Source organism: Parafrankia sp. BMG5.11, assembly GCF_004337455.1.
Genome location: NZ_SJXI01000016.1, coordinates 1 through 19,382, shown reverse-complemented (window position 1 = coordinate 19,382; position 19,382 = coordinate 1). Strand labels below are relative to the sequence as shown.

Here is a 19,382-nt window from a genome sequence, read left to right as displayed (position 1 = left end):
TCGCCCGGGACCTCGCCACCGCGGCCCCCTTGTCCTCGTCGCCCGCCACGTGGGTCGCCGGCGGCGGGGGTGCGCCCCGCGCGCTCGGCACACCTGGTGGCACGGTTGTCGCCCGATGCGAAGGTCGAATGCGGGGGCGGCCAGCCTGCCGCGACCTGGAAGCGGGACGACCACCACAGCGACTGAAATCATCGTCCGGCGGTGTCGTGCGCCCGGGGCAGAGATCTGAACGTCGCCCCGGATCTTCGGGCCGCGTTGTTCTCCTGCAACCCATCAGATGCGATCTCCCGCCACGGCCACACCGCTGGCGCCCACCGGCCCCGGCTGTTCGGGAATCTGGGCCCGGACCTCGTCGACCAAGGCCTCGATGGCCGGGGCCGTGGAGACTCCCCGGCGTACCACGATCGCGATGTGCCGGTGCAGCTGCTGGTCGGCGAGGGGGAGTCGGGCGACCGGGAACTCGGGCCTGGACGGTACGAGGTCCGGCAGCAGGCTCACCGCCCACCCCGGAGCGACCAGGCCCAGGGCCGCCTGCAGGTCGTCGATCTGCGCGGCCGCGTCCGGTTCGAAGCCGGCGACGTGGCAGGCGTGCAGGGTCAGCTGGCCGAATGCCGAGGCCGGCTGAAGGACCCAGCGCTCCCCGGCGAACTCGGCGAGATGCCGAGGGCCTGTACCGGCCAGCGGGTGGTCGGCCGCGACGGCGACCCGGATCGGATCGGATCCGAGCGGGATCTCCAGCAGGCCGGGGAGCCGGGGCTCGGGCACCTGGTCGTACCGGAACGCCAGGACCAGATCGAGTCGCCCGAGGCGGACGGCCCGCCGGCCTTCCCCGGCCGCCACGCCCTGCAACGTGATCCGCAGGCTCGGGTACCGCCGCTGCACCCGGACGAGTGCCCGAGCGAGCAACGGCGGGCCGTGGTTCAGCGAGACTCCGATGCGCAGGGCACCGCTGGGCGTGCCCGCCGTCTTCCCGATCTCCGTCTCGGCCGCTTCCAGCTCGGCGAGGACGGTCTCCGTGCGGGCGACCAGCACCCGGGCGGCCTGGGTGAGCGCGACGCTGCGGTTGGTCCGCTCCAGCAGCGGGGTCCCGACCTCACGTTCCAGCGCGGTGATCTGCTGGGAGACCGCGGACCGACTGTAGGACAGGTTCCGCGCGGCGGCGGCGATGGAGCCGTGAGCGTCGATCTCGCGCAGGAGCATCAGTTTGCGCAGGTCGAGCATGCGTCACTCCCACTGACGGCCAGCGTCATCAATCGTCACGGCAGATTACGCCTGGGAACGGTTCGGGCATGGGTTTGATGGGACGGCGGGCCGGCACGCAGGAAGGCCGCTCCGTGTGCCGCTTCGTGTATGGACCGACACCGGGCATCCCGCCGCCGATCGGCATTCCACTCCCTGGAGAACTTCGTGTCCCTGGAGAACTTCGTGAGTCATCTACTCCACCTCGACGCCAGCGCGCGACCGGAATCGGTCTCCCGTCGGCTCTCCGCCGCCTTCGCCGAGGTCTGGCAGGAGAACAACCCCACGGGCCGACGCACCTACCGCGATCTCGCGGCACAACCGCTCGCGCACGTGGACTCCGCCCAGATCGAGATCATGACCCGCATGGAGGCGACCGGCGTACGTGAGCTGGTCGCCGCGCGGACCGCGGCGACCACGGAGGCCGAGCGGGCGAGCTGGGCTGTCACCTGGCCTCTGGTCGAGGAACTGACCGCCGCGGACACTGTGTTGATCGGTCTGCCGATGTACAACTTCTCGGTGCCGTCGAGCTTCAAGGCGTGGTTCGACCGGGTGGCGATCCCGCCGCTCATCGTCGACCACGCGACCAACCAGGGACCGTTGAGTGGCACCCGGGTCGTGGTCGTCACCGCGCGTGGCGGTGCGTACGGACCGGGTACGCCCCGCGCCGGCTCCGACTTCCAGGAGCCGTACCTGAGGGAGGCGTTCGGCATGCTCGGTCTCGCCGACGACCTCACCTTCGTCCACGCCGAGTTGACCAAGTCGGAGCACGTCCCACGGCTGGCCGGTTTTCGACAGAAGGCCGCCGACTCCCTCGCCGTGGCGCTGGACACGGTCGCCAAGGCCGCCACGGCCCAGCCGAGGTGATGGGCGAGGAGGATTCTTGACTGCTGTCAAGAATCCTGTTCAGACACGGTGGGTACGGACTGCGGAACTACGTACTGAAGGTCGAGCGCTACCTGTGACCCGCTAAGCCGGATCGGTGTCGGCCGGGACCGCGGGCTCCTCGTGGGGCGCGGCCTCGGCGGGCATCAGCAAGTCGGGATGCATCGGCAGGGTCACCCGGAACCTGGTGTCGCCGGGCTCCGACGTCACGGTCAGGTCACCGTGGTGGCGGCCGACGACGATGCGCCAGGAGATGTCCAGCCCGAGGCCGGTGCCCTCGCCGACCGGCTTCGTGGTGAAGAACGGCTCGAAGATGCGGTCGCGGATCTCCGGCGGCACGCCGGGCCCGGAGTCCCGAACCTCGACGACCAGGTTGTCGTGGTCCGCCGAGGTGGCGACGGTCAGTGTCCCGGAGCCGGCCATCGCGGCGACCGCGTTGTCGATGAGGTTCGTCCAGACCTGGTTGAGCTCGCCGGCGTAGACCGCGATCTCGGGCAGCGCCCGGTCGTACTCGCGCACCACCCGCACCCCCGACAGCTTCCCGCCGAGCATGGCCAGCGTGCTGTCCAGCAGCTCGTGGACGTCGACACTGCGGTACGGCGCCCGGTCGAGCTGGGAGTACTGCTTGGCCGCCCCGAGCAGGGTGGAGATCCGGGTGGTGGAGTCCTCGATCTCCTTCATCAGCAGTTCGCTCTCGACCGTGTAGTACAGCCAGCGGATCGCGCCCTCCAGCACCTCGGGCGCCACCGTCGCCGCGACCCGCTCCAGCCAGTCGACGTCGAACCCCGCCTGGACGAACGTCGGCGCGATCTCCCACCCCTGGTCGCAGCCGTGGTCCTCGAGCCAGTCGGTCAGGGTGTCCTCGCGGTCGCTGGTCTCCATCGGGGTCAGCGTCGGAGCCTTCGCCACCCGCTCGGCGGCCTCCTCCTGCAGGCCGATCAGGGTCTCCAGCGCCTTGCGGTCGTACGGCCCGGCGGCGATCAGGCCGAGCTTGTGCCGCATGCCGGCGACCCGCTCCCGCAGCGACGCCGTGGCCCGCACCGCGGCGGCCGCCGGGTTGTTGAGCTCGTGGGTCAGCCCGGCGGACAGCGAGCCGAGCGCGAGCAGCCGCTCCCGCTGGCCGGTGAGCGCCTGGGTGCTCTGCAGGCCGAAGAACAGCCCCTCCAGCATGTGGACGGCCATCGGGAACCACTCGCGCATCAGCCGCGCCAGCGCCGCGCCGTCCAGCACGACGAAGCGGGACGGGATCGTGACCCGCATCGAGTTGGTGTAGAGCTGGGGGACGCGGTCGCCGAGGTAGGAGTGCCACGCCCCGGAGTACACGCCGCGCTGGGTCGTCCGGCTGACCTCGACGTCGTCGTCGCCGACCCGCCGGGTCAGCACCAGGCCGCCCTCGACCAGCACGTAGAAGCAGGTGGCCGGTTCGCCCTCGCGGAACACGACGCCCGGCTCGATCAGCTCGACGTGGCCGTTGCGGCAGATCCAGTCCAGCTGGTCGTCGGTGAGCTTCTCGAACAGGAACAGTGTGCGCAGCTCGTCGAGATCGCAGGGCATCGCCTGGCCCTGGGCGCAGGCCTGGGTGGCGCCAACCGCGTCGTCCGCCATGGTGCTCACTCCGCCTTCCGTGGTCAGCGCTGCTCGGGTCAGCGCTTCGCGAGGTATCAGCGCTTCGCGAGGTAACGGTGCACGAGCGCGACGGCCATGGCCCCCTCGCCGACGGCCGAGGCCACCCGTTTCACCGACTCGGCGCGCGCGTCGCCGGCCACGAACACGCCTGGCACGCTGCTCTCCAGGTGGTACGGGTCGCGGTCGAGATCCCAGCCGGACGGACGCTGCCCGTCGACGACGAGATCCGGCCCGGCGACGACGAACCCGTGCTCGTCGCGCACGACGACGCCGTCCAGCCAGTCGGTGCGCGGGGCGGCACCGATGAAGACGAACAGCCACTGGGAGTCGACCTGCTCGGTCTGACCGGTGCTGTTGTCCCGCAGGACGAGGCTCTCCAGGTGGTCGGTGCCCTGCGCGGAGACGACCTCGGTGCACACCCGGACCGTGATCGTCGGCACGGCCGTGATCTGTTGGATGAGGTAGTGCGACATGGACGCCTCGAGCGACTTGCCGCGCACCAGCATCGTCACCGAGCGGGCGTGCCGGGAGAAGTACATCGCGGCCTGGCCGGCGGAGTTCGCCCCGCCGACGACGTAGACGTCCTGGCCGGAGCAGCTCGGCGCCTCCGTCAGCGCGGAGCCGTAGAAGACGCCCCGGCCGGTCAGCTCGGTCAGGCCGGGGGCGGCGAGCTGACGGTAGGAGACGCCGGTGGCGAGGATCACCGTGTGCGCGTCGATCTGGCCGCCGTCGGCGAGGAGCAGCCGGCGGGCCGGACCGGCGGCCTCCAGTGTCACGACGTCGGCGGCGGTGAGCAGCTCGGCGCCGAACTTCACGGCCTGGCGGCGGGCCCGGTCGGTGAGCTGGGAGCCGGAGACGCCGTCCGGGAAGCCCAGGTAGTTCTCGATCCGCGAGCTCTGGCCGGCCTGGCCGCCGGTCGCGTGCCGCTCGAGGAGCACCGTCCGCAGGCCCTCGGAGGCGCCGTACACCGCCGCGCCGAGGCCGGCCGGGCCGCCGCCGACCACGACGAGGTCGTAGAAGTCGCCGGTGGGGGCGGTCGCGAGACCGACCTGGGCGGCGAGCTCGGTGTCGGTCGGGTCGGTCAGCGCCGAGCCGTCGGTCGTGATGACGCAGGGCAGCGACTCCGGGTCCGCGCCGGCGGCCGTGAGCAGCCGCGCGCCCTCCGGCTCGTCGGCCAGATACCAGCGGTAGGGGACCTGGTTGCGGGCCAGGAAGTCGCGCACCTCGTACGAGCGGGCCGACCAGCGGTGCCCGACCACCCTGGTCTCGGCGACCGGCCGGTGGTCGGTGGCGCGCCACGCGTCGAGCAGCGCGTCGAGCACCGGGTAGAGCTTCTCCTCCGGCGGGTCCCACGGCTTGAGCAGGTAGTGGTCGAGGTCGACGACGTTGATGGCGTCGATCGCGGCCTCGGTGTCGGCGTAGGCGGTCAGCAGCACGCGCCGCGCGGCCGGGAACAGGTCCATCGCCTGCTCGAGGAACTCGATGCCGTTCATCCCGGGCATGCGGTAGTCGGCGAGCAGGACGGCGACCGCGTCGCCGCGCAGTTTGATCTCGCGCAGCGCCTCCAGCGCCTGCGCCCCCGACTCGGCACGCACGATCCGGTACGTCCCGCCGTACCGGCGGCGCAGGTCGCGGGCGACGGCGCGGGAGACGCTCACGTCGTCGTCGACGGTCAGCAGCACGGCCCGGGGGGCACCGCGCCCGCCGCCGGGGTTGCCGCGCTCACCCTGGCCGTCGCCGGAGCCTGGATGTGCCTGGCCGGCCGGGTTCTCGCCCGCCGCCATCAACGCGCCGGGTGGGTTGCCGGGAGTGTTTCGATGCGTCGCCTGCGTCCGGTCACGCGGTCAGTCTAGTTCCGGTGCAGCGGTCGCCCCGGGTGCTCCGTGATGTTTGCGCCGGAAGCGAAGTTCGTGGCGGAAACGTCGTTCGCGCGGGAATCGCCGCGCAACGCCGGAGGGCGTGACTCGCGGACGTCCGGGCGGGTCGCGTCATCGATCACGAAGTCGCCGAGGTCGAGGTCGCGCTCGCGGGTCAGGAACAGGCGGATCTGGTCGCGGTCGGACGGCGCGGCGGCGCGGACCCGGCGCACCGCGCCGGCCGCCCGCCGCCGGGGGCCGGCCGGGTCCGGCCCGCCCGGCGGCACCCCGCCGGGCAGCGGGCCCACCGCCACGCCGTCCACCGGGACGAACGGGACCACGCCGTCCAGGATGAGCTGGCCGGGCGCGCGGTCGCCCTCCCACGCCCCGCCGTCGCGCTGCACGAAGAGCTCCTGGCCGTGCACGGCGAACCGCAGCTGGGACGGCTCCGCCCGACCGGCGTGCACCGCGGCCCCGCCGTAGGCGGCCGCCATCCCGTGGCGGGCGGGATCCCAGCCGGCGGCCGGTTCGGCGCCGGGCAGGAGGCGCAGCCGCTCGGCGGCCCCCCGGATGTGACGCAGACTGAGCCCGGCCCGGCGCAGTGCCGCGATCGCCCGTGCCTGCGTCAGCTCGCCGCGGCCGGGGCGAAGCAGGCCGGAACGCCGCCAGTAGGCGAGCTGGCCGGGTGTCACATGGCCCGCGGGAACAGGGCTCGCGGGAACAGGGCTCGCGGGGACAGAGCCGGCCGGAACAGAGCCCGCGGGAATCGGTTGGCCCGCCGCCGGAATCGGCTCGGGCACGTCGTCGTCCGGGCGGACAGGCTGTTCCGGAATCGGCGCGGGCATTGCGCCCGGCGGCCCCGTCACCTGGTCCGTCACCCGGCGAATGTAGCTCTCCGACGGGCGGCCGGCTCGTCCGAGGTTGCCTTTGTTGTCAGCTTCGTGTCCTCGCCGGGGGGATCATTCCCCGGGGGATGGGACGTAATGTCCGGACGTGGCCGGAAAATCGGGTGACAGGTGGATCAGCCGAATCCTGTGCGCGACGGCCGCCCTGGCGTGTCTGACCGCGTGTGGCGCGGGCGGCGGCCGGCCCGCCGAGCCCGGTTCCGCGGGAGCGGTCACGCCTGCATCGTCCGCCCAGTCCCCGCCTGCCCGGTCCGCCCCGGGACGGGCTGCCGCGCCGGCCGGGGCGGCGGTGGCGAGCACGGCCGGCTGCGCGGCGGACCCCGCCACCGCGCCTGCCGTGGGCCCGCGGCACCTGTCGCACGACGCCGCCGAGCGCACCTATCTCCTCGCCCTGCCGACCGGCTACGACGGACGGACCCCGGCGCCGGTCGTCGTCGACTTCCACGGTTTCAAGGCGAGCAAGGAGACCCAGGAGGCCCGGAGCGGAATGGGCCGGCTCGGTGCCGATCGCGGCTTCGTCGTCGTGACACCGGACGCGCTCGGCGAACCGCGCCGCTGGAACACCCCGGCCGCGCCGGAGGCGGCCGACGACTTCGGCTTCGTCGCCGCGCTGCTCGACGACCTTGGTGCCCACCTGTGTCTCGACCCCGGCCGGGTCTACGCCGCGGGGCATTCGAACGGCGCCGAGTTCGCCGCCGCGCTGGTGTGCCGCCAGGCGCCACGGTTCGCCGGCGTCGCGATGGTCTCCTCGACCAGCCTCGCGACCTGCCCGCCCGGCGCCGCTCCCGCGACCATGGCGGTCCACGGGACGGCCGACCCGTCCGTGCCGTATGCCGGGGGCGTGATCAGCGGTTCCACCACCCGGGTCCCGGCCGCGACCCAGGTGATCGACGAGTACGCACGCCGATACGCCTGCGCGCCCGCCGTGCTGCGCACCGTGGCCGGGATGGGAGTGGAGCGGATGCGCCACACCGGCTGCGCGGGCGGCGCCGAGGTCGTCCTCGACACCGTCGTCGGCGGGACGCACGCGTGGCCGAGCAGCCCCGACGCGCTCGCCGACCGCGTCGACTCCCCGGCCGGCCGCTCCTACCAGGCGACGGCCGCCATCCTGGATTTCTTCGCCGGGCACTGACGCGTCCACCGGTCGGTGCGCCGCCTGACCGTGGTCCGCGGCCCCTGGTCACAGCGCGCTGAGACCCGGACGCAGCCCGGTCCGTCCGGTGAGCAGGAGAAGCAGGTCGGCGGGGTGCGGGCCGGCGGCGGCCAGCTCGGCCGCCAGCCCCAGGCCCGACGCGATTGCCGGTCCCAGCGCCGGGACGGGCGTCGCGCCGTGGTGGTCGGGCAGCACCCGGGCCAGGTCGAGGCAGTGCACCGTCAGCTCGAAGGTCCTCGTCGGCAGGTACTGGATGAACGGCATCGTGCCGACCGGGCTGCCGACCGGGCTGTCGTCGGGGGTCGCCGCCACCAGTGCCAGGACCCGGTCGGCCAGTTCCCGCACGGCGCCGGCCGGGTCGGCTCCGAGCGCGCGGCCGGCGGCCCGGCCGCGTTCGGTCACCGCGGCCGGGCCGGCGAGTACCGCGCGGGCCGACACGTAGTAGTCCGCCGGGCTGGTCAGGTCGAAGCCGCCCGGGGGCGGGCCGGTCGAAACGGCCGTCGACGGTACGTACGCCTCGATCGTCGACAGTGCCCGGCTGGCGTGGCCGAGCAGGTCCCGCACCGTCCACACGCCGAGCGCGGGCAGGGCCAGGTCGCTCGTGGACGCCCGACCGGCCAGGTCCGTGAACGCGCGCGCGGCCTGGTCGAACTCGACGCGCCGGGCCCGCGAGGCGCGCGCGTCCACGATCCCGGCCCTGTTCGTACTCTCCATGTAACGACTTATAGTCGTTATGTGGAGACGACGGCAACCAACACGGACGGGATGGTCGTCGACGGTCTGCCCGCCTGGGAGATGAACTTCCATTTCCTGTCCGGCCGGCTGTGCCTGTCGTTCACGGCGACGGTCGGGGAGCGGTGGCGCCGCAACTTCGAGCGGCTGCCCCAGCCCGCCGACCTCGGGCGCTGGTTCGTCGCCGCCGGCCTGCTGGACGTCCCGCCGGCCGTCACCGAAGAGGGTCTGCGCTCCGCGCGCCGGCTGCGGGAGGCGATCTACCGCACCGCGCTGGCCGGTACGCGCGACGAGCCGGGCGTGGACGGCGACCGTCGGGTCATCAACGCCCACGCCCGCCGGGGCGGACTCGCCCCCCAGCTCACCGCGCGGCGATCCGTCGAGCTGCGACCGGGGCGCAGTCCCGCCGCCGACGCCCTCGCGACCGTCGCCCGCGACGCCGTCGACCTGCTGGGCGGGCCGGACATCACCCGGGTACGCGAGTGCGCCAGCCACGACTGCGCACTGCTGTTCCTGGACACGTCCCGGCCGGGACGCCGCCGGTGGTGCTCGGACCGGGCCTGCGGGAACCGTGCCCGCGCCGCCGCCCACCGCGCCCGCCACTCCTGACGGGCCGGGCACTCGGGCGGATCACCGGGCGGGCGCGCACCCGCGGGGGCGGAGACAGAGCTTGCCTTCACACGGACGTCAACGTCTAGCGTCGGTGCGGAGGAGGTCGGGATGCGCATCGGTGAGCTGGCACGACGGGCGGGGACGAGTCCCCGGGCGCTGCGGCACTACGAGGACCAGGGGTTGCTCGCCGCCCGGCGGCTGGCCAACGGCTACCGGGACTACAGCGACGCGGACCTGCGAGCTGTCGAGGAGATCAGGGCGCTGCTCGCGGACGGGTTCGCGCTGGAGGAGACCCGTCCGTTCGTCGAGTGCCTGCGGGCCGGGAACGAGACGGCGGCCTCCTGCCCGGACTCGATCGAGGGCTACCGGCGCAAGATCGCCCAGATCGACGACTACGTCGCCCGGCTCCTGCGCTCCCGCGAACGGCTCGCCGCCCAGCTCGCGATGGCGCGGGACACGGCCGAGCCGCCCGGAGCCGAACCGGCTGACGGCCCGCCCCGGCCGGCAGTGCCGCCGCAGGGTGTCCCGGGGTGCTCGCTCTACCCACCGCAGACCCGATGACCACGAAGGAGCTGATCATGATCACGTCCGATGTCCAGGACCGGTCGGCGCCGGCCGCGTCCGCCGGAACCGTGTGGCACGCCGACGACACCACGTTCGACGAGATCGTCCTGCGGTCGCCGCTACCCGTCCTCGTCGACTTCTCCGCAGAGTGGTGCCCGCCGTGCCGGATGATGCGGCCGGTCCTCGCCCAGATCGCGGCCGACCTCGCCGACCGGCTGCGGGTCGTCGAGGTGGACGCCGACGCCAGCCCGCAGACGGCGATCGCCTACGGTGTGCTGGCCATGCCGACCCTGGTGGTCGTCCGGGGCGGCGAGACGGTCACGAAGCTGGTCGGCGCGCGCAGCCGGCGGCGCCTGCTGGCGGACATCGCAGATCAGCTGTGACGGGGCGGTCAGCTGTGACGGGGCGGCGGCGCGGCCGGGTCGTCCGCGGTTCTCCGGGACTCGATCACCGCGCCGCAACCGATCACGACCCGGTTGCGGCCCGCCGCCTTCGCGGCGTACAGGTTGCGGTCGGCGGCGATCAGCAGGTCCGTCTGGTCGTGCGCGTGCACCGGGTAGACGGCGGCGCCGACGGAGACGGCGGCCCGTAGCCGGGCCCCGCTGTCGAGCTCGATCAGGTCGTGGGCCACGTTGCGCCGCAGCCGTTCGGCGAGCTCGCCGACGGTCTCCGGCCCCACGGTGGGGCCGAGCAGGGCAAACTCCTCACCGCCGAAGCGGGCCAGCAGCTCGCCGGGCCGGCTGGCCGCGGCCAGCCGGGAGCCGATCTCCGCGAGGGCGGTGTCCCCGCACGGGTGGCCGTACCGGTCGTTGATCGACTTGAAGTTGTCGACGTCCACGAGGAGCAGCGCGAAGGGCTGCCCGGACCGGTCCGCGCGGCTGACCGCGGCTGGGAGCTGGTTCTGCAGGAACCGCCGGGTGCGCAGCCCGGTGAGCACGTCGGTGGTGGCGAGCCGGCGCTGCTCGGCGACCAGCGCGGCCAGTCGCGCCACGATGAGCAGGGCGAGCGCGGCCGAGGCGACCGCGATGATCCTGATCTGGGTGGGTGACCGGTCCGCCTCGACCAGCAGGAGCACCGGAGCGATCAGCGCGGCCGCCAGCAGTGCGGCGAGCCTGCCGGGAGCGAGCCGTCGGTCGTCGGCCTGCGGGGAGCACGACAGGTCCGCCATCGACGGGTGCAGCGCGGCGGCGGCGACCAGCACGTCCCCGAGGGCCCAGAGGGACTCGGTGACGTCCGCGACGACGTACCTGCCGCCCAGCGCCGAGATGGTGTACAGGATGTCGGAGGCCAGGGTGACCACCAGGCTGGCGACCAGCAGGACGAACGAGGCCGGCCGGCGGCCGGGCGCGAGCACCAGTATCAGCGACATGACGAGCAGGCCGAGGTCCATCACGGGGAAGGCGACCGAGGCCAGCTGGGCGAGCTGCCCTGAGGCCGCCCGCTCGTAGGGTGTGATCACATAGAGCCAGTACAACAGTGACACGGCGACGGCGATGGACGTCGTGTCCAGCACCGCCGAGAGATTGCGGCCGGGTGCCCGCTGCCGGAACAGAAGTGCCAGCGCCGCGATCGCGAACGGGTAGCGGCCGATGTAGAACAGATCGGCCAGCGATGGAAATGTTGAATTGTGAAATACGATGAGATTTGTATAGAAGATGGCGTCGGCGACGGTGTAAAGGCCCTGGGTGACGGCAAGGAGCACCCACGGCGCGCGGGGCTCGGGGCGCCACCTCCGCACGCCGAGGGCGATCGCTCCGACGGTCGACGCGGTCAGCAGGCACCGCAGGGCCACCTGCGTCTCCGGGCCGACGGGAACGTCCACGCCCGCGCGGGTGAGGATCGTGCCCGCTCCGATCTCGTGTGCCACGAAAAGCGTGTACAGGACGAAGTATCCGACACCGCCGACGAGATAGGCCACCCAGGGCGTCACGCGCGGGCGACGCCGAACGGAACGTGCCGAGGTCCCCGTCGGTCCACCTCCGCAGGCCGGAGACGAATGACCTCATCGTAGGTTCGGCGTGATTTCAATACATCTTTTGTTGAGTGAGTTTATTTTTGTTTGGTGTCGGTTCGACCGGCGTGCGGGGCTCACCAGCCTCGGCCCACACCGCCCCGCCCCGCGATGGCACGTGGTGGGTGACGGTCCGCCCGCTCCACCGGTTCTGGAGTGCGGGCCCGGCGCTCCGTAGGCTCGCGGTGTGAGCGATCGCCTGTACTTCCGCCAGTTGCTGTCCGGCCGTGACTTCGCGGTGGGTGATCCCGCCGCGACCCAGATGGTCAACTTCGTCTACCTCATCGGTGACCGGGAGACGGGCGAGGCCGTCGTGGTCGACCCCGCCTACCGGGTGGGCGACCTGCTCGACGTGCTGGCCGCCGACGACATGCGGCTGACCGGGGCGCTGGTCACCCACCACCACGCCGACCACGTCGGCGGCACGGCCTTCGGCATCGAGCTGGAGGGGATCCGCGAGCTGCTGGAGCGCACGTCCGTCCCGATCCACCTGCAGCGGGACGAGGCCGAGTGGGTGCGGCGCGGGACGGGCGTGGGGGCCGCCGAGCTCGTCGAGCACGGCGACGACGACGTGGTCACCGTCGGCGCGGTGGACATCCGCCTGCTGCACACCCCCGGTCACACCCCGGGCAGCCAGTGCTTCCTCGTGGACGGGCGGCTCGTCGCCGGGGACACTCTGTTCCTCGAGGGTTGCGGGCGGATGGACTTCCCGGGCGGGGACGCCGCGGCGATGTACGACAGCCTGCGCCGCCTGGGCGCCCTGCCCGACGACGTCACCGTCTACCCGGGTCACCGGTACTCGGCGGAGTCCGCCGCGGAGCTCGGCGTGGTGCGCAAGATGAACTACGTCTTCCGGCCGACCAGCTCCCGGCAGTGGCTGGCGATGCTCGGCGCCTGACCGCCCGCGTGGCGGGTATGGACCACAGCGGGGGTGAGCGCCGTGGAGACTGACGGCTCGGCCGGCACACGGCCCCGGGTCGAGATCGAGTACTGCACCCGGTGCAGATGGCTCCCGCGGGCGGCCTGGCTCGCCCAGGAGCTGCTGACCACGTTCGAGGCGGATCTCGGCGCGGTCGCCCTCGTGCCCGGCACCGGTGGGGTGTTCACCGTCCGGCTGGGCGGTGAGGTGATCTGGGACCGCGGCGAGCAGGGCTTCCCCGAGCCGTCCGCCGTCAAACGCGCGCTGCGGGACAGGATCGCCCCCGGCCGGCCGCTGGGCCACGTCGAACACTGAGCACGGGCCGCGTCGAGCGCCAGCGGGCCGCGTCGTGCGCCAGCGGGGCGCATCGTGCGCCAGCGGGGCGCATCGTGCGCCAGCGGGCGCAGCGCACGCAGTCAGCGGTGGACGCCGTCACCGGTGGACGCCGTCACCGGTGGACGAGGCTGATCTCCCTGGACGCGCGCACGCCGGCCACGCAGGCCAGGCCCAGCACCGTGACGACGACCGGCGCGCCCACGGCGAACGGGAACCGCCAGTCGGGGATGAACGGCAGAACGAAGGCGCCGACACCGCCGAGCACGAGCCCCTCGGCGAGCACCGCCGGCACCAGCGCCGGGACGAGCAGGATCGCGAACGCCGACTCGCGCACGTGCCGGGCCAGCCCGGCCAGCCAGCCGGAGACGAACCAGGCCGAGAGACCGAGGCCGTAGGCCGCGCCGAGCCGGCACACCGCCGCGGCGCTGTCGAACGAGACCCCGTTCGACAGCGCCCGCGGCCACCCGAACCCGGCGAAGACCACGCTCTCGACGGCGAACCCGGCCCCGAGGAAGAGCCCGCCCAGCAGGCCGACCGCCACCGCGCACACGACCACCGAACGGGCCAGCCGAGCCCGGATGACGCCGTTGGTGATGAGCATCGGCGCGAACGTCGTGGTCATGGTCGTGCCGGCGGCCAGCATCAGCCAGCGCTGCCAGGTGGCGACGGCCACCTGCCACAGCGAGGTGTCCCGCTCGCCGACGAACGATATGACGGCGACCGCGGCGCCGTAGCCGAGCGCCGCCAGCAGCCACACCCAGCCCACCCAGGCCAGCGTGCCACCGGTCGTCACCGCCGCGGTGTGCACCAGCGGGGCCGGCCCGCCGCCGCGCCGCGCCGCCGGTGGTGCGACCGGTCCCGGGACCATGAGATCGTTCATCGTCGCGTCGTCTCCCCGCCGGTGAGGTGGCTGACCAGATCCTGCAGGGAGACCGGGCCGATCTCGACCTCCCGTGGCGCCTCCGCCAGCCGCGGGATCGGGCCGAGCACGGTCGTGGACCTGGTCGACCCGAGCTGGCGCCGGGCGAGGACCCGCGCGTCGCCGACCAGCGCCCCGACCGCGTCCACCGGCCCGGTGATCTCGTGGCCCAGCGCGCGGGCCTCGTCCGCGGTGGTGTGCAGGAGTAGCCGTCCCCGGTCGAGGATCACGACCTCCTCGAGCAGCGGGGCGATCTCGTCGATCAGGTCGGTGCAGAGCACGACCGTGCGGGGATGGCGCCGGTGGTCGGCGCGCAGCTCCTCGTGGAACGCGGCCCGCGACGGGGCGTCCAGGCCCAGATGCGGCTCGTCGAAGATCGTGAGCGGCGCCCGGGCGGCCAGCCCGATGACCAGCGACAGGGCGGTGCGACCGCCCCGGGAGAGATCGCGGACCTTGGCCCGCCGGTCCAGGCCGAACCGCGCCGCGAGGTGGGCGGCGAGGGCGGCGTCCCAACGCGGGCGCAGGTCACCGGCGATCGAGAGCGCCTCGCCGACCGGCAGCGAACGCTCGACGTCCGCCTGCTCGCGGACCAGGCAGATCTCGCTCATCAGGCGCGGGTCCTCGAACGGGTCGGCGCCGTCGACGCGCACCGTGCCAGCGCTCGGCCGCCCGTAGGCCGCCAGGATCGCCAGGATCGTGGACCTCCCCGCGCCGCCGCGGCCCAGCAGTCCGGCGACCACCCCCGGACGCAGTGCGAACGAGACCCCGTCGACGAGACGGGACCCGCCGCGCCGCACGGTGAGGTCGGTGACCTCGACAGCGAACCCGGCCCGCTCGTCGGTCATCCCGCGGGCTCCTCGGCGTCGTGGACGAGCAGGGCGAGCTGCACCCGGTTGCTCAGGTCGAGCTTGGTCAGCAGCCGGGAGACATACGACTTCGCCGTCGCCACGCTCATGAACAGCTCGCCGGCGATCTCCGCGTTCGACAGGCCCCGGCCCACCGCCAGCGCCACCTCCCGCTCCCGCGCGCTGAGCTGGGCGACGGCCCGGCGGGCAGCCGTGCGGCGGGCCGCCGAGCGTTCCGCTGCCACGGCCTGTGCCGCGACGGGCGGTGGCGGGGTGGCCGGTGGCGGGGCGGCCTCCACCACCGCGATCCGGGCGATGAGCTGGCGGGTGACGGTGGGGGAGAGCATCGGCTCCCCGGCCGCCACCCGCAGCACCGCCCGCACGATCTCGGCCGGCGCAGTGTCCTTGAGCAGGAAGCCGCTCGCGCCGGCCCGCAGCGCGCGCAGCACCTGGTCGTCCGCGTCGAAGGTGGTCAGCACGACGACCTGGGGCGGCTGGTCGCGGGCGAGCAGCAGCTCGGTGGCCCGCAGCCCGTCCATCCGCGCCATCCGGATGTCCATCAGGACGACGTCCGGGCGCAGCGCGTCGACGGCCGCGGCGACCTCGTCACCGTCGGTCGCCTCGCCGACGATGCACGCGCCGTCGGCGCCGTCGAACATCATCGCCAGCGCGGAGCGGACGAGCGCGTCGTCGTCGACGACCAGGACCCGGACGGGCGCGTCGCCGTCGGACGGACCGGTGGTCAAGATCCCTCCCAGGGCAGCCACGCGTAGAGCCGGAACTCGCCCTCGGGGGTCGGGCCGTGCTCGAGCCGCCCGCCGACCAGCGCGGCCCGCTCGGCGAGACCGAGCAGCCCCGTCCCGGCCGGCCGGGCCCAGGACGGCAGCCCGGTCCGGGACGGCGGCTCGGAGCCGGGCTGGCGGGCGTTGCGGATCTCGAGGTGCAGTCCGTCGGCGGGTGACCCGTCGATGATCAGCCGGGCCGGTGCGCCGGGGGCATGCCGCCGGGCGTTGGTCAGCCCCTCCTGCGCGATGCGGAAGGCGCTGCCGGCCATCATCGCGGGGGCGCTCGCCGCCTCGACCAGGTGAATGTAGGTCCGGATCTCCATGCCGGCCCGGCGGCACTCGTCCACCAGCTCGGGCAGGTCGCCCAGGGCCGGTTGGGGCCGGGCCGCCGGGTCCTCGGGGCCCTCGCGCAGCACCCCGATCGCCGCCCGCAGATCCCGCAGGGCCTCGTGGGCGCTCTCCCGGATCACCCCGGCGGCACCGGCGATCTGCTCCGGTGGCGCGCCCGGGTGGAACTCCAGCGCCCCGGCGTGCATCGTGAGCAGCGAGAGCCGATGCCCCAGGACGTCGTGCATCTCGCGGGCGATCCGGGTGCGCTCGAGCTGCCTGGCCGCGGCCACCCCGCGCCGCTGCTCGGCCTCGGCCAGCCGGGCCCGCTCGCGCAGCGACAGCAGCAGCTGGCGCCGGGAGCGGACGAACACCCCCCAGCCGACCGTCAGCGCCAGCATGACGATCAGGAAGACGACCGCCCCGGCGTAGGGCAGGTCGGGATCCGGCCAGATCGCGAAGTACACCAGGCCGGGCGTCCAGTAGACGGCCGCCAGCAGGAAGGTCGTGCGCAGCCGGCAGTGCACGGCCACGGTGAACAACAGAACCACCGACGCGGCCGACGCTGTGGTGGAGAACAGCCCGGTGGGCCAGCTCAGCAGGAGCAGCGTCACCGGCCGGCGCCGCCGCCACCACAGCAGGCCGCACAGCGCCAGGCCCACGACAAGATCGACCAGCACCAGCGGATCCGGGACGTCGGCCCGCCGCGAGGCCTGCTCGACCAGTAGCAGCCCGCAGACCACCGAGAACGCGAACAGGACGGCGTCGACCACCCAGTCGCGCGCCGTGCGGCCAGGCGACCGGGCGGAGCCGTTCGCAGGCTCGTTCGCAGGCCCGTCCGCGGGCTCGATCAGCGCGCCGGGCAGCAGCCCAGCGGAACCGGGGATCGTCGACCAGGCCGACATCCGGCGGGCCGGGCTCGTCCAGGGAGCGGACGGCGCGCAGCAGCCGCCGCAGGCCCAGCGCGTCCACCGGGCTGCGCCCGGGTAACCCGCGCGGCCGGCCGCGCCGCCGCCCGGCCCGGTCGTCGACCGTGCCGTGCTCGTCCGCCGTCGTGCCGATCACGAGGCGAAGAGCACGCAGCCATCCGGCGCCGCCGCATCCCTCCGAGGTCTACGACCTCGGCCGCCCGGCGGGCCACCGCATCGACTTTCGGCCACCCCGGCCGGCGTCGATCGGCCACCGTCGACGCCCGCAGCCCAGGGACCGCCGGGGCCTTGGCGCTCCGGCGGTCCCTGGGCTCCGGCGGTCCCTGGACGGAGACCGGGGTCAGAGCTTCCCGAAGTCCTGCGTCCAGTAGTAGCGGTACGAGCCGCCCTGGGCGTAGCCGACGCCGATGTGGGTGTAGCCGCAGTTGAGGATGTTCGCGCGGTGCCCCGAGCTGTTCATCCACATCTGGAGGGTCGCGGCCGGCGTGGTCGACCCGGCGGCGATGTTCTCGCCGACGAAGCCCGACGGGAAGCCGGCCGCCCTGGTCCGGTCGCCCGGCGAGCTGCCGTCCTGGCCGTCGTGGCTGAAGTAGTCGTTCGCCGCCATGTCCGCGGTGTGCGCCTGCGCCGCGGCGGTGAGACGGGTGTCGACGGCGAGCGGTCCGCAGCCGGCCTTCTCGCGTTCGACGTTGGTGAGCCGGACGACCTCGTCGGCCTGAGGGCTCGTCCCCGGCGGGGCCGGCGGAGCGGACGTGACCGGCGGGTTCGTGGGAACCGGCGGATCGGTCGGCCCGGGCGGATCGGTCGGCCGGGGCGGCCGGGTGGACGGCGGTGCCGTGGTCGGCGCCGGCGGTGTGGGCGCCGTGGTGGTGGGCGCCGCCGTCGGTGTCGACGGGGGCGGTGTCACCGTGGGCGGCGCCGACGACGTCGGCGTGGCCGTGGGCGACGTGCTCGTGCTTGCTGTCGGCACCGGGAACCCACCACCTGGTGGACCGCCCGGGGCCGGCCGGCAGGACGCGACGGCCGCCAGCAGGGCGACCGTGGCAGCTGCGCTGGCGACGGTCTTACGGACCGGGGCCATGGAGACTCCTCTGGGTGATCTCCCCCCTCGCAACGTCTGGAACTGTAGCGAACCGGACAACCAGCCGCCACGACGGCCGGAGCCGTGGTCGGTACGTCGTGCCGGGGGTGTCCGGTGGTCGTCCACCGAGGCCGCGCGTGGTCATGATGGCGGATCATGTAGATGTCGTTCGCCGCGGCGGTGGAACGGCAGGAAGGTGTGCCGAACCCGCCGTGTTGGGCCTGGCATGAGCCTGACTCTCGGATCCGGCCCGTTCGCCAGCCACCGAGCCGGCACCTTCAACTTCGACCTGGAGACCGCCGCGCCCGCGCACGTCCTCTACCTCGAGGACGTGGCGCAGCGTGTCCGGGCGGAGCTCGCCGGCCAGACCGTGCTCGACACCCGTCGCGCCAGGATCCTGTACGAGACCAACCATCTGGGCGTCTGGTACGTCCCGCTCGAGGACATCCGGCAGGACCTGCTGGAGCCGACCGATCACCACACCTACTGCCCGTTCAAGGGCACCGCCTCGTACTGGACGCTGCGGGTCGGCGACCGGGTCGAGGAGAACGTGCTGTGGTCCTACCCCGAGCCGGTGCCGGGCGCCCCGCCCATAGCGGGGCTGGCGGCGTTCTACTTCGACCGCCTGGACGCCTGGTACGAGGAGGACGAGCAGGTCTTCGGCCACCCCAGGGACCCCTACCACCGGGTGGACACCCGCCGCGCCTCCGACCAGGTCGAGGTGCTGGTGGGTGGTGAGGCGGTGGCCCGGACCACGCGCGCGGTGAAGCTCTTCGAGACGTCCCTGCCGCCCCGCTGGTACATCCCGCTCGAGGACGTCCGGGCCGAGGCCCTGGAGGGTTCCGGGACGCACACGGTGTGCGCCTACAAGGGCCAGGCGTCGTACTACACGGTGCGTGGTGGCGGCGAGGTGATCACGGACGGCGCCTGGTACTACCCGTCACCGCTGCCGGAGTCGGCCGGGATCGCCGGGCTGGTGTCGTTCCTCGGCAAGGGAATCACGGTTCTGGTCAACGGCGAGCCCGCCCCCGGAACCTGAGGCGCAATGCCACAGGACGACTGGCCAGACACGTGTGTCGTCGCAGTCCGGCTGCCGCGGGTCGCGGCGATCCGGCGCCGGACCGCCTACGACGTCGAAGAACTCACCCGCGCCCGCCGCGTCACCGACCTGCAGACCGCCGCGGTCGGCGAGGACCCCCGTGCCGAACGCCGCCGGCGGATGGCCGAACCAGATCTGACCTTCGCCGCGTTCCGCGAGCGCACCGGCACCCCGTGGTACTCCACCGATCAGGGGGAACGGGCCTAGACCGCCTACCAGGCCGAACGCCGACGTCGCGGAGAGACCGACACCGACCCCTCCAGGGGAGTGTCAGGCGGCGTTTGAACTGGCCTGCTGGGGCGGGGTGAGCTGGGGGTCTGCCGCCCGTGTTGTCGGGGCCGGGGTGGGAGGCCGTCATTGGATCTGGCTTTTTCTGGGTGGTAGCCCCAGCGGAGCTTCGGGGTGGTGGCTGGAGCGTTTGGGTGAACTCGCCGATCGAGTCGCCGGACTTGGCGAGCTTGGTCGGGTGGTCGGGTTCGTCAGTGGCCTGGCCGGGCGGCGGCAAGTCCGAGCAGTTCCGGGACCGGCTGGTCGCCATCGTCTTCCGCGGTCTTTTCGA

The 19,382-nt window shown here is 73.5% G+C and carries 20 protein-coding genes; 9 read left to right on the top strand and 11 right to left on the bottom strand.

Annotation, left to right across the window (positions count from 1 at the left end):
* Positions 1-273: 273 nt before the first annotated feature.
* Entirely contained in the window at positions 274-1,221 is a 948-nt protein-coding gene (locus E0504_RS12720; protein ID WP_112107990.1) for a LysR family transcriptional regulator, read from the bottom strand.
* A gap of 204 nt (positions 1,222-1,425) precedes the next feature.
* Between E0504_RS12720 and E0504_RS12715 the strand changes: the two genes are divergently transcribed.
* Positions 1,426-2,106, top strand: a complete 681-nt coding sequence (locus E0504_RS12715) for an FMN-dependent NADH-azoreductase (RefSeq protein WP_112108001.1) — start codon at positions 1,426-1,428, stop codon at positions 2,104-2,106.
* A gap of 102 nt (positions 2,107-2,208) precedes the next feature.
* Here the strand turns inward: E0504_RS12715 and E0504_RS12710 are convergent, their stop codons facing one another.
* The 3 genes from E0504_RS12710 to E0504_RS12700 all read right to left on the bottom strand — a co-directional run bounded on the left by E0504_RS12710 (position 2,209) and on the right by E0504_RS12700 (position 6,298).
* Positions 2,209-3,729, bottom strand: coding sequence for an ATP-binding protein (locus tag E0504_RS12710; protein ID WP_200835407.1), 1,521 nt, complete (start codon positions 3,727-3,729; stop codon positions 2,209-2,211).
* A gap of 56 nt (positions 3,730-3,785) precedes the next feature.
* The gene (locus tag E0504_RS12705) at positions 3,786-5,534 is read right to left on the bottom strand and encodes an FAD-dependent oxidoreductase (RefSeq protein WP_200835404.1); all 1,749 of its coding nucleotides are present in this window, start codon (positions 5,532-5,534) and stop codon (positions 3,786-3,788) included.
* A 65-nt stretch (positions 5,535-5,599) separates the two neighbouring features.
* Complete coding sequence (locus E0504_RS12700; protein ID WP_071062497.1) at positions 5,600-6,298, bottom strand: hypothetical protein; 699 nt, start codon at positions 6,296-6,298, stop codon at positions 5,600-5,602.
* A gap of 502 nt (positions 6,299-6,800) precedes the next feature.
* Here E0504_RS12700 and E0504_RS12695 point away from each other — a divergent pair.
* Complete coding sequence (locus E0504_RS12695) at positions 6,801-7,643, top strand: PHB depolymerase family esterase (protein ID WP_235014426.1); 843 nt, start codon at positions 6,801-6,803, stop codon at positions 7,641-7,643.
* A gap of 48 nt (positions 7,644-7,691) precedes the next feature.
* Here E0504_RS12695 and E0504_RS12690 read toward each other — a convergent pair whose 3' ends face one another.
* A complete protein-coding gene (locus tag E0504_RS12690) occupies positions 7,692-8,378 on the bottom strand; it encodes a maleylpyruvate isomerase N-terminal domain-containing protein (RefSeq protein ID WP_160144317.1) in 687 nt (228 codons plus the stop codon).
* 21 nt (positions 8,379-8,399) lie between these two features.
* Here E0504_RS12690 and E0504_RS12685 point away from each other — a divergent pair, with 21 nt between their 5' ends.
* The 3 genes from E0504_RS12685 (at position 8,400) to E0504_RS12675 (ending at position 9,955) form a co-directional block, all read left to right on the top strand.
* Positions 8,400-9,005 (top strand): ABATE domain-containing protein, encoded by a 606-nt coding sequence (locus E0504_RS12685; protein ID WP_200835405.1) that lies wholly within the window; start codon positions 8,400-8,402, stop codon positions 9,003-9,005.
* Positions 9,006-9,116: 111 nt separating this feature from the next.
* The gene (locus E0504_RS12680) at positions 9,117-9,569 is read left to right on the top strand and encodes a MerR family transcriptional regulator (RefSeq protein WP_112107993.1); all 453 of its coding nucleotides are present in this window, start codon (positions 9,117-9,119) and stop codon (positions 9,567-9,569) included.
* Positions 9,570-9,586: 17 nt separating this feature from the next.
* Entirely contained in the window at positions 9,587-9,955 is a 369-nt protein-coding gene (locus E0504_RS12675) for a co-chaperone YbbN (RefSeq protein ID WP_112108005.1), read from the top strand.
* 8 nt (positions 9,956-9,963) lie between these two features.
* Here the strand turns inward: E0504_RS12675 and E0504_RS12670 are convergent, their stop codons facing one another.
* Entirely contained in the window at positions 9,964-11,502 is a 1,539-nt protein-coding gene (locus E0504_RS12670; RefSeq protein ID WP_131624593.1) for a diguanylate cyclase, read from the bottom strand.
* A gap of 268 nt (positions 11,503-11,770) precedes the next feature.
* On the opposite strand from E0504_RS12670, the gene E0504_RS12665 reads away from it, so the two are divergent.
* A complete protein-coding gene (locus E0504_RS12665) occupies positions 11,771-12,481 on the top strand; it encodes an MBL fold metallo-hydrolase (RefSeq protein ID WP_071062485.1) in 711 nt (236 codons plus the stop codon).
* Between the two features lie 33 nt (positions 12,482-12,514).
* Entirely contained in the window at positions 12,515-12,817 is a 303-nt protein-coding gene (locus E0504_RS12660) for a SelT/SelW/SelH family protein (protein WP_083390919.1), read from the top strand.
* A gap of 133 nt (positions 12,818-12,950) precedes the next feature.
* Here the strand turns inward: E0504_RS12660 and E0504_RS12655 are convergent, their stop codons facing one another.
* The 5 genes from E0504_RS12655 to E0504_RS12635 all read right to left on the bottom strand — a co-directional run bounded on the left by E0504_RS12655 (position 12,951) and on the right by E0504_RS12635 (position 17,724).
* Entirely contained in the window at positions 12,951-13,718 is a 768-nt protein-coding gene (locus tag E0504_RS12655) for a hypothetical protein (protein WP_131624591.1), read from the bottom strand.
* Positions 13,715-14,602: an ATP-binding cassette domain-containing protein gene (locus E0504_RS12650; RefSeq protein ID WP_112107996.1), complete on the bottom strand. Its 888-nt coding sequence runs from the start codon at positions 14,600-14,602 to the stop codon at positions 13,715-13,717. The genes E0504_RS12655 and E0504_RS12650 overlap by 4 nt, the downstream gene beginning before the upstream one ends.
* Positions 14,599-15,348: a response regulator transcription factor gene (locus tag E0504_RS12645; protein WP_112108006.1), complete on the bottom strand. Its 750-nt coding sequence runs from the start codon at positions 15,346-15,348 to the stop codon at positions 14,599-14,601. Before E0504_RS12645 ends, E0504_RS12650 begins: the two co-directional genes overlap by 4 nt.
* Positions 15,345-16,619, bottom strand: coding sequence for a sensor histidine kinase (locus E0504_RS12640; RefSeq protein ID WP_235014428.1), 1,275 nt, complete (start codon positions 16,617-16,619; stop codon positions 15,345-15,347). Before E0504_RS12640 ends, E0504_RS12645 begins: the two co-directional genes overlap by 4 nt.
* 364 nt (positions 16,620-16,983) lie before the next feature.
* Positions 16,984-17,724, bottom strand: a complete 741-nt coding sequence (locus tag E0504_RS12635; RefSeq protein ID WP_243657492.1) for a CAP domain-containing protein — start codon at positions 17,722-17,724, stop codon at positions 16,984-16,986.
* 226 nt (positions 17,725-17,950) lie between these two features.
* Between E0504_RS12635 and E0504_RS12630 the strand changes: the two genes are divergently transcribed.
* A complete protein-coding gene (locus E0504_RS12630; protein ID WP_112107997.1) occupies positions 17,951-18,763 on the top strand; it encodes a DUF427 domain-containing protein in 813 nt (270 codons plus the stop codon).
* A 6-nt stretch (positions 18,764-18,769) separates the two neighbouring features.
* Positions 18,770-19,030 carry a hypothetical protein gene (locus E0504_RS12625; RefSeq protein WP_112107998.1) on the top strand — a complete coding sequence of 87 codons (261 nt, stop codon included), beginning with the start codon at positions 18,770-18,772 and terminating at the stop codon, positions 19,028-19,030.
* The last annotated feature ends 352 nt before the right edge of the window (positions 19,031-19,382 follow it).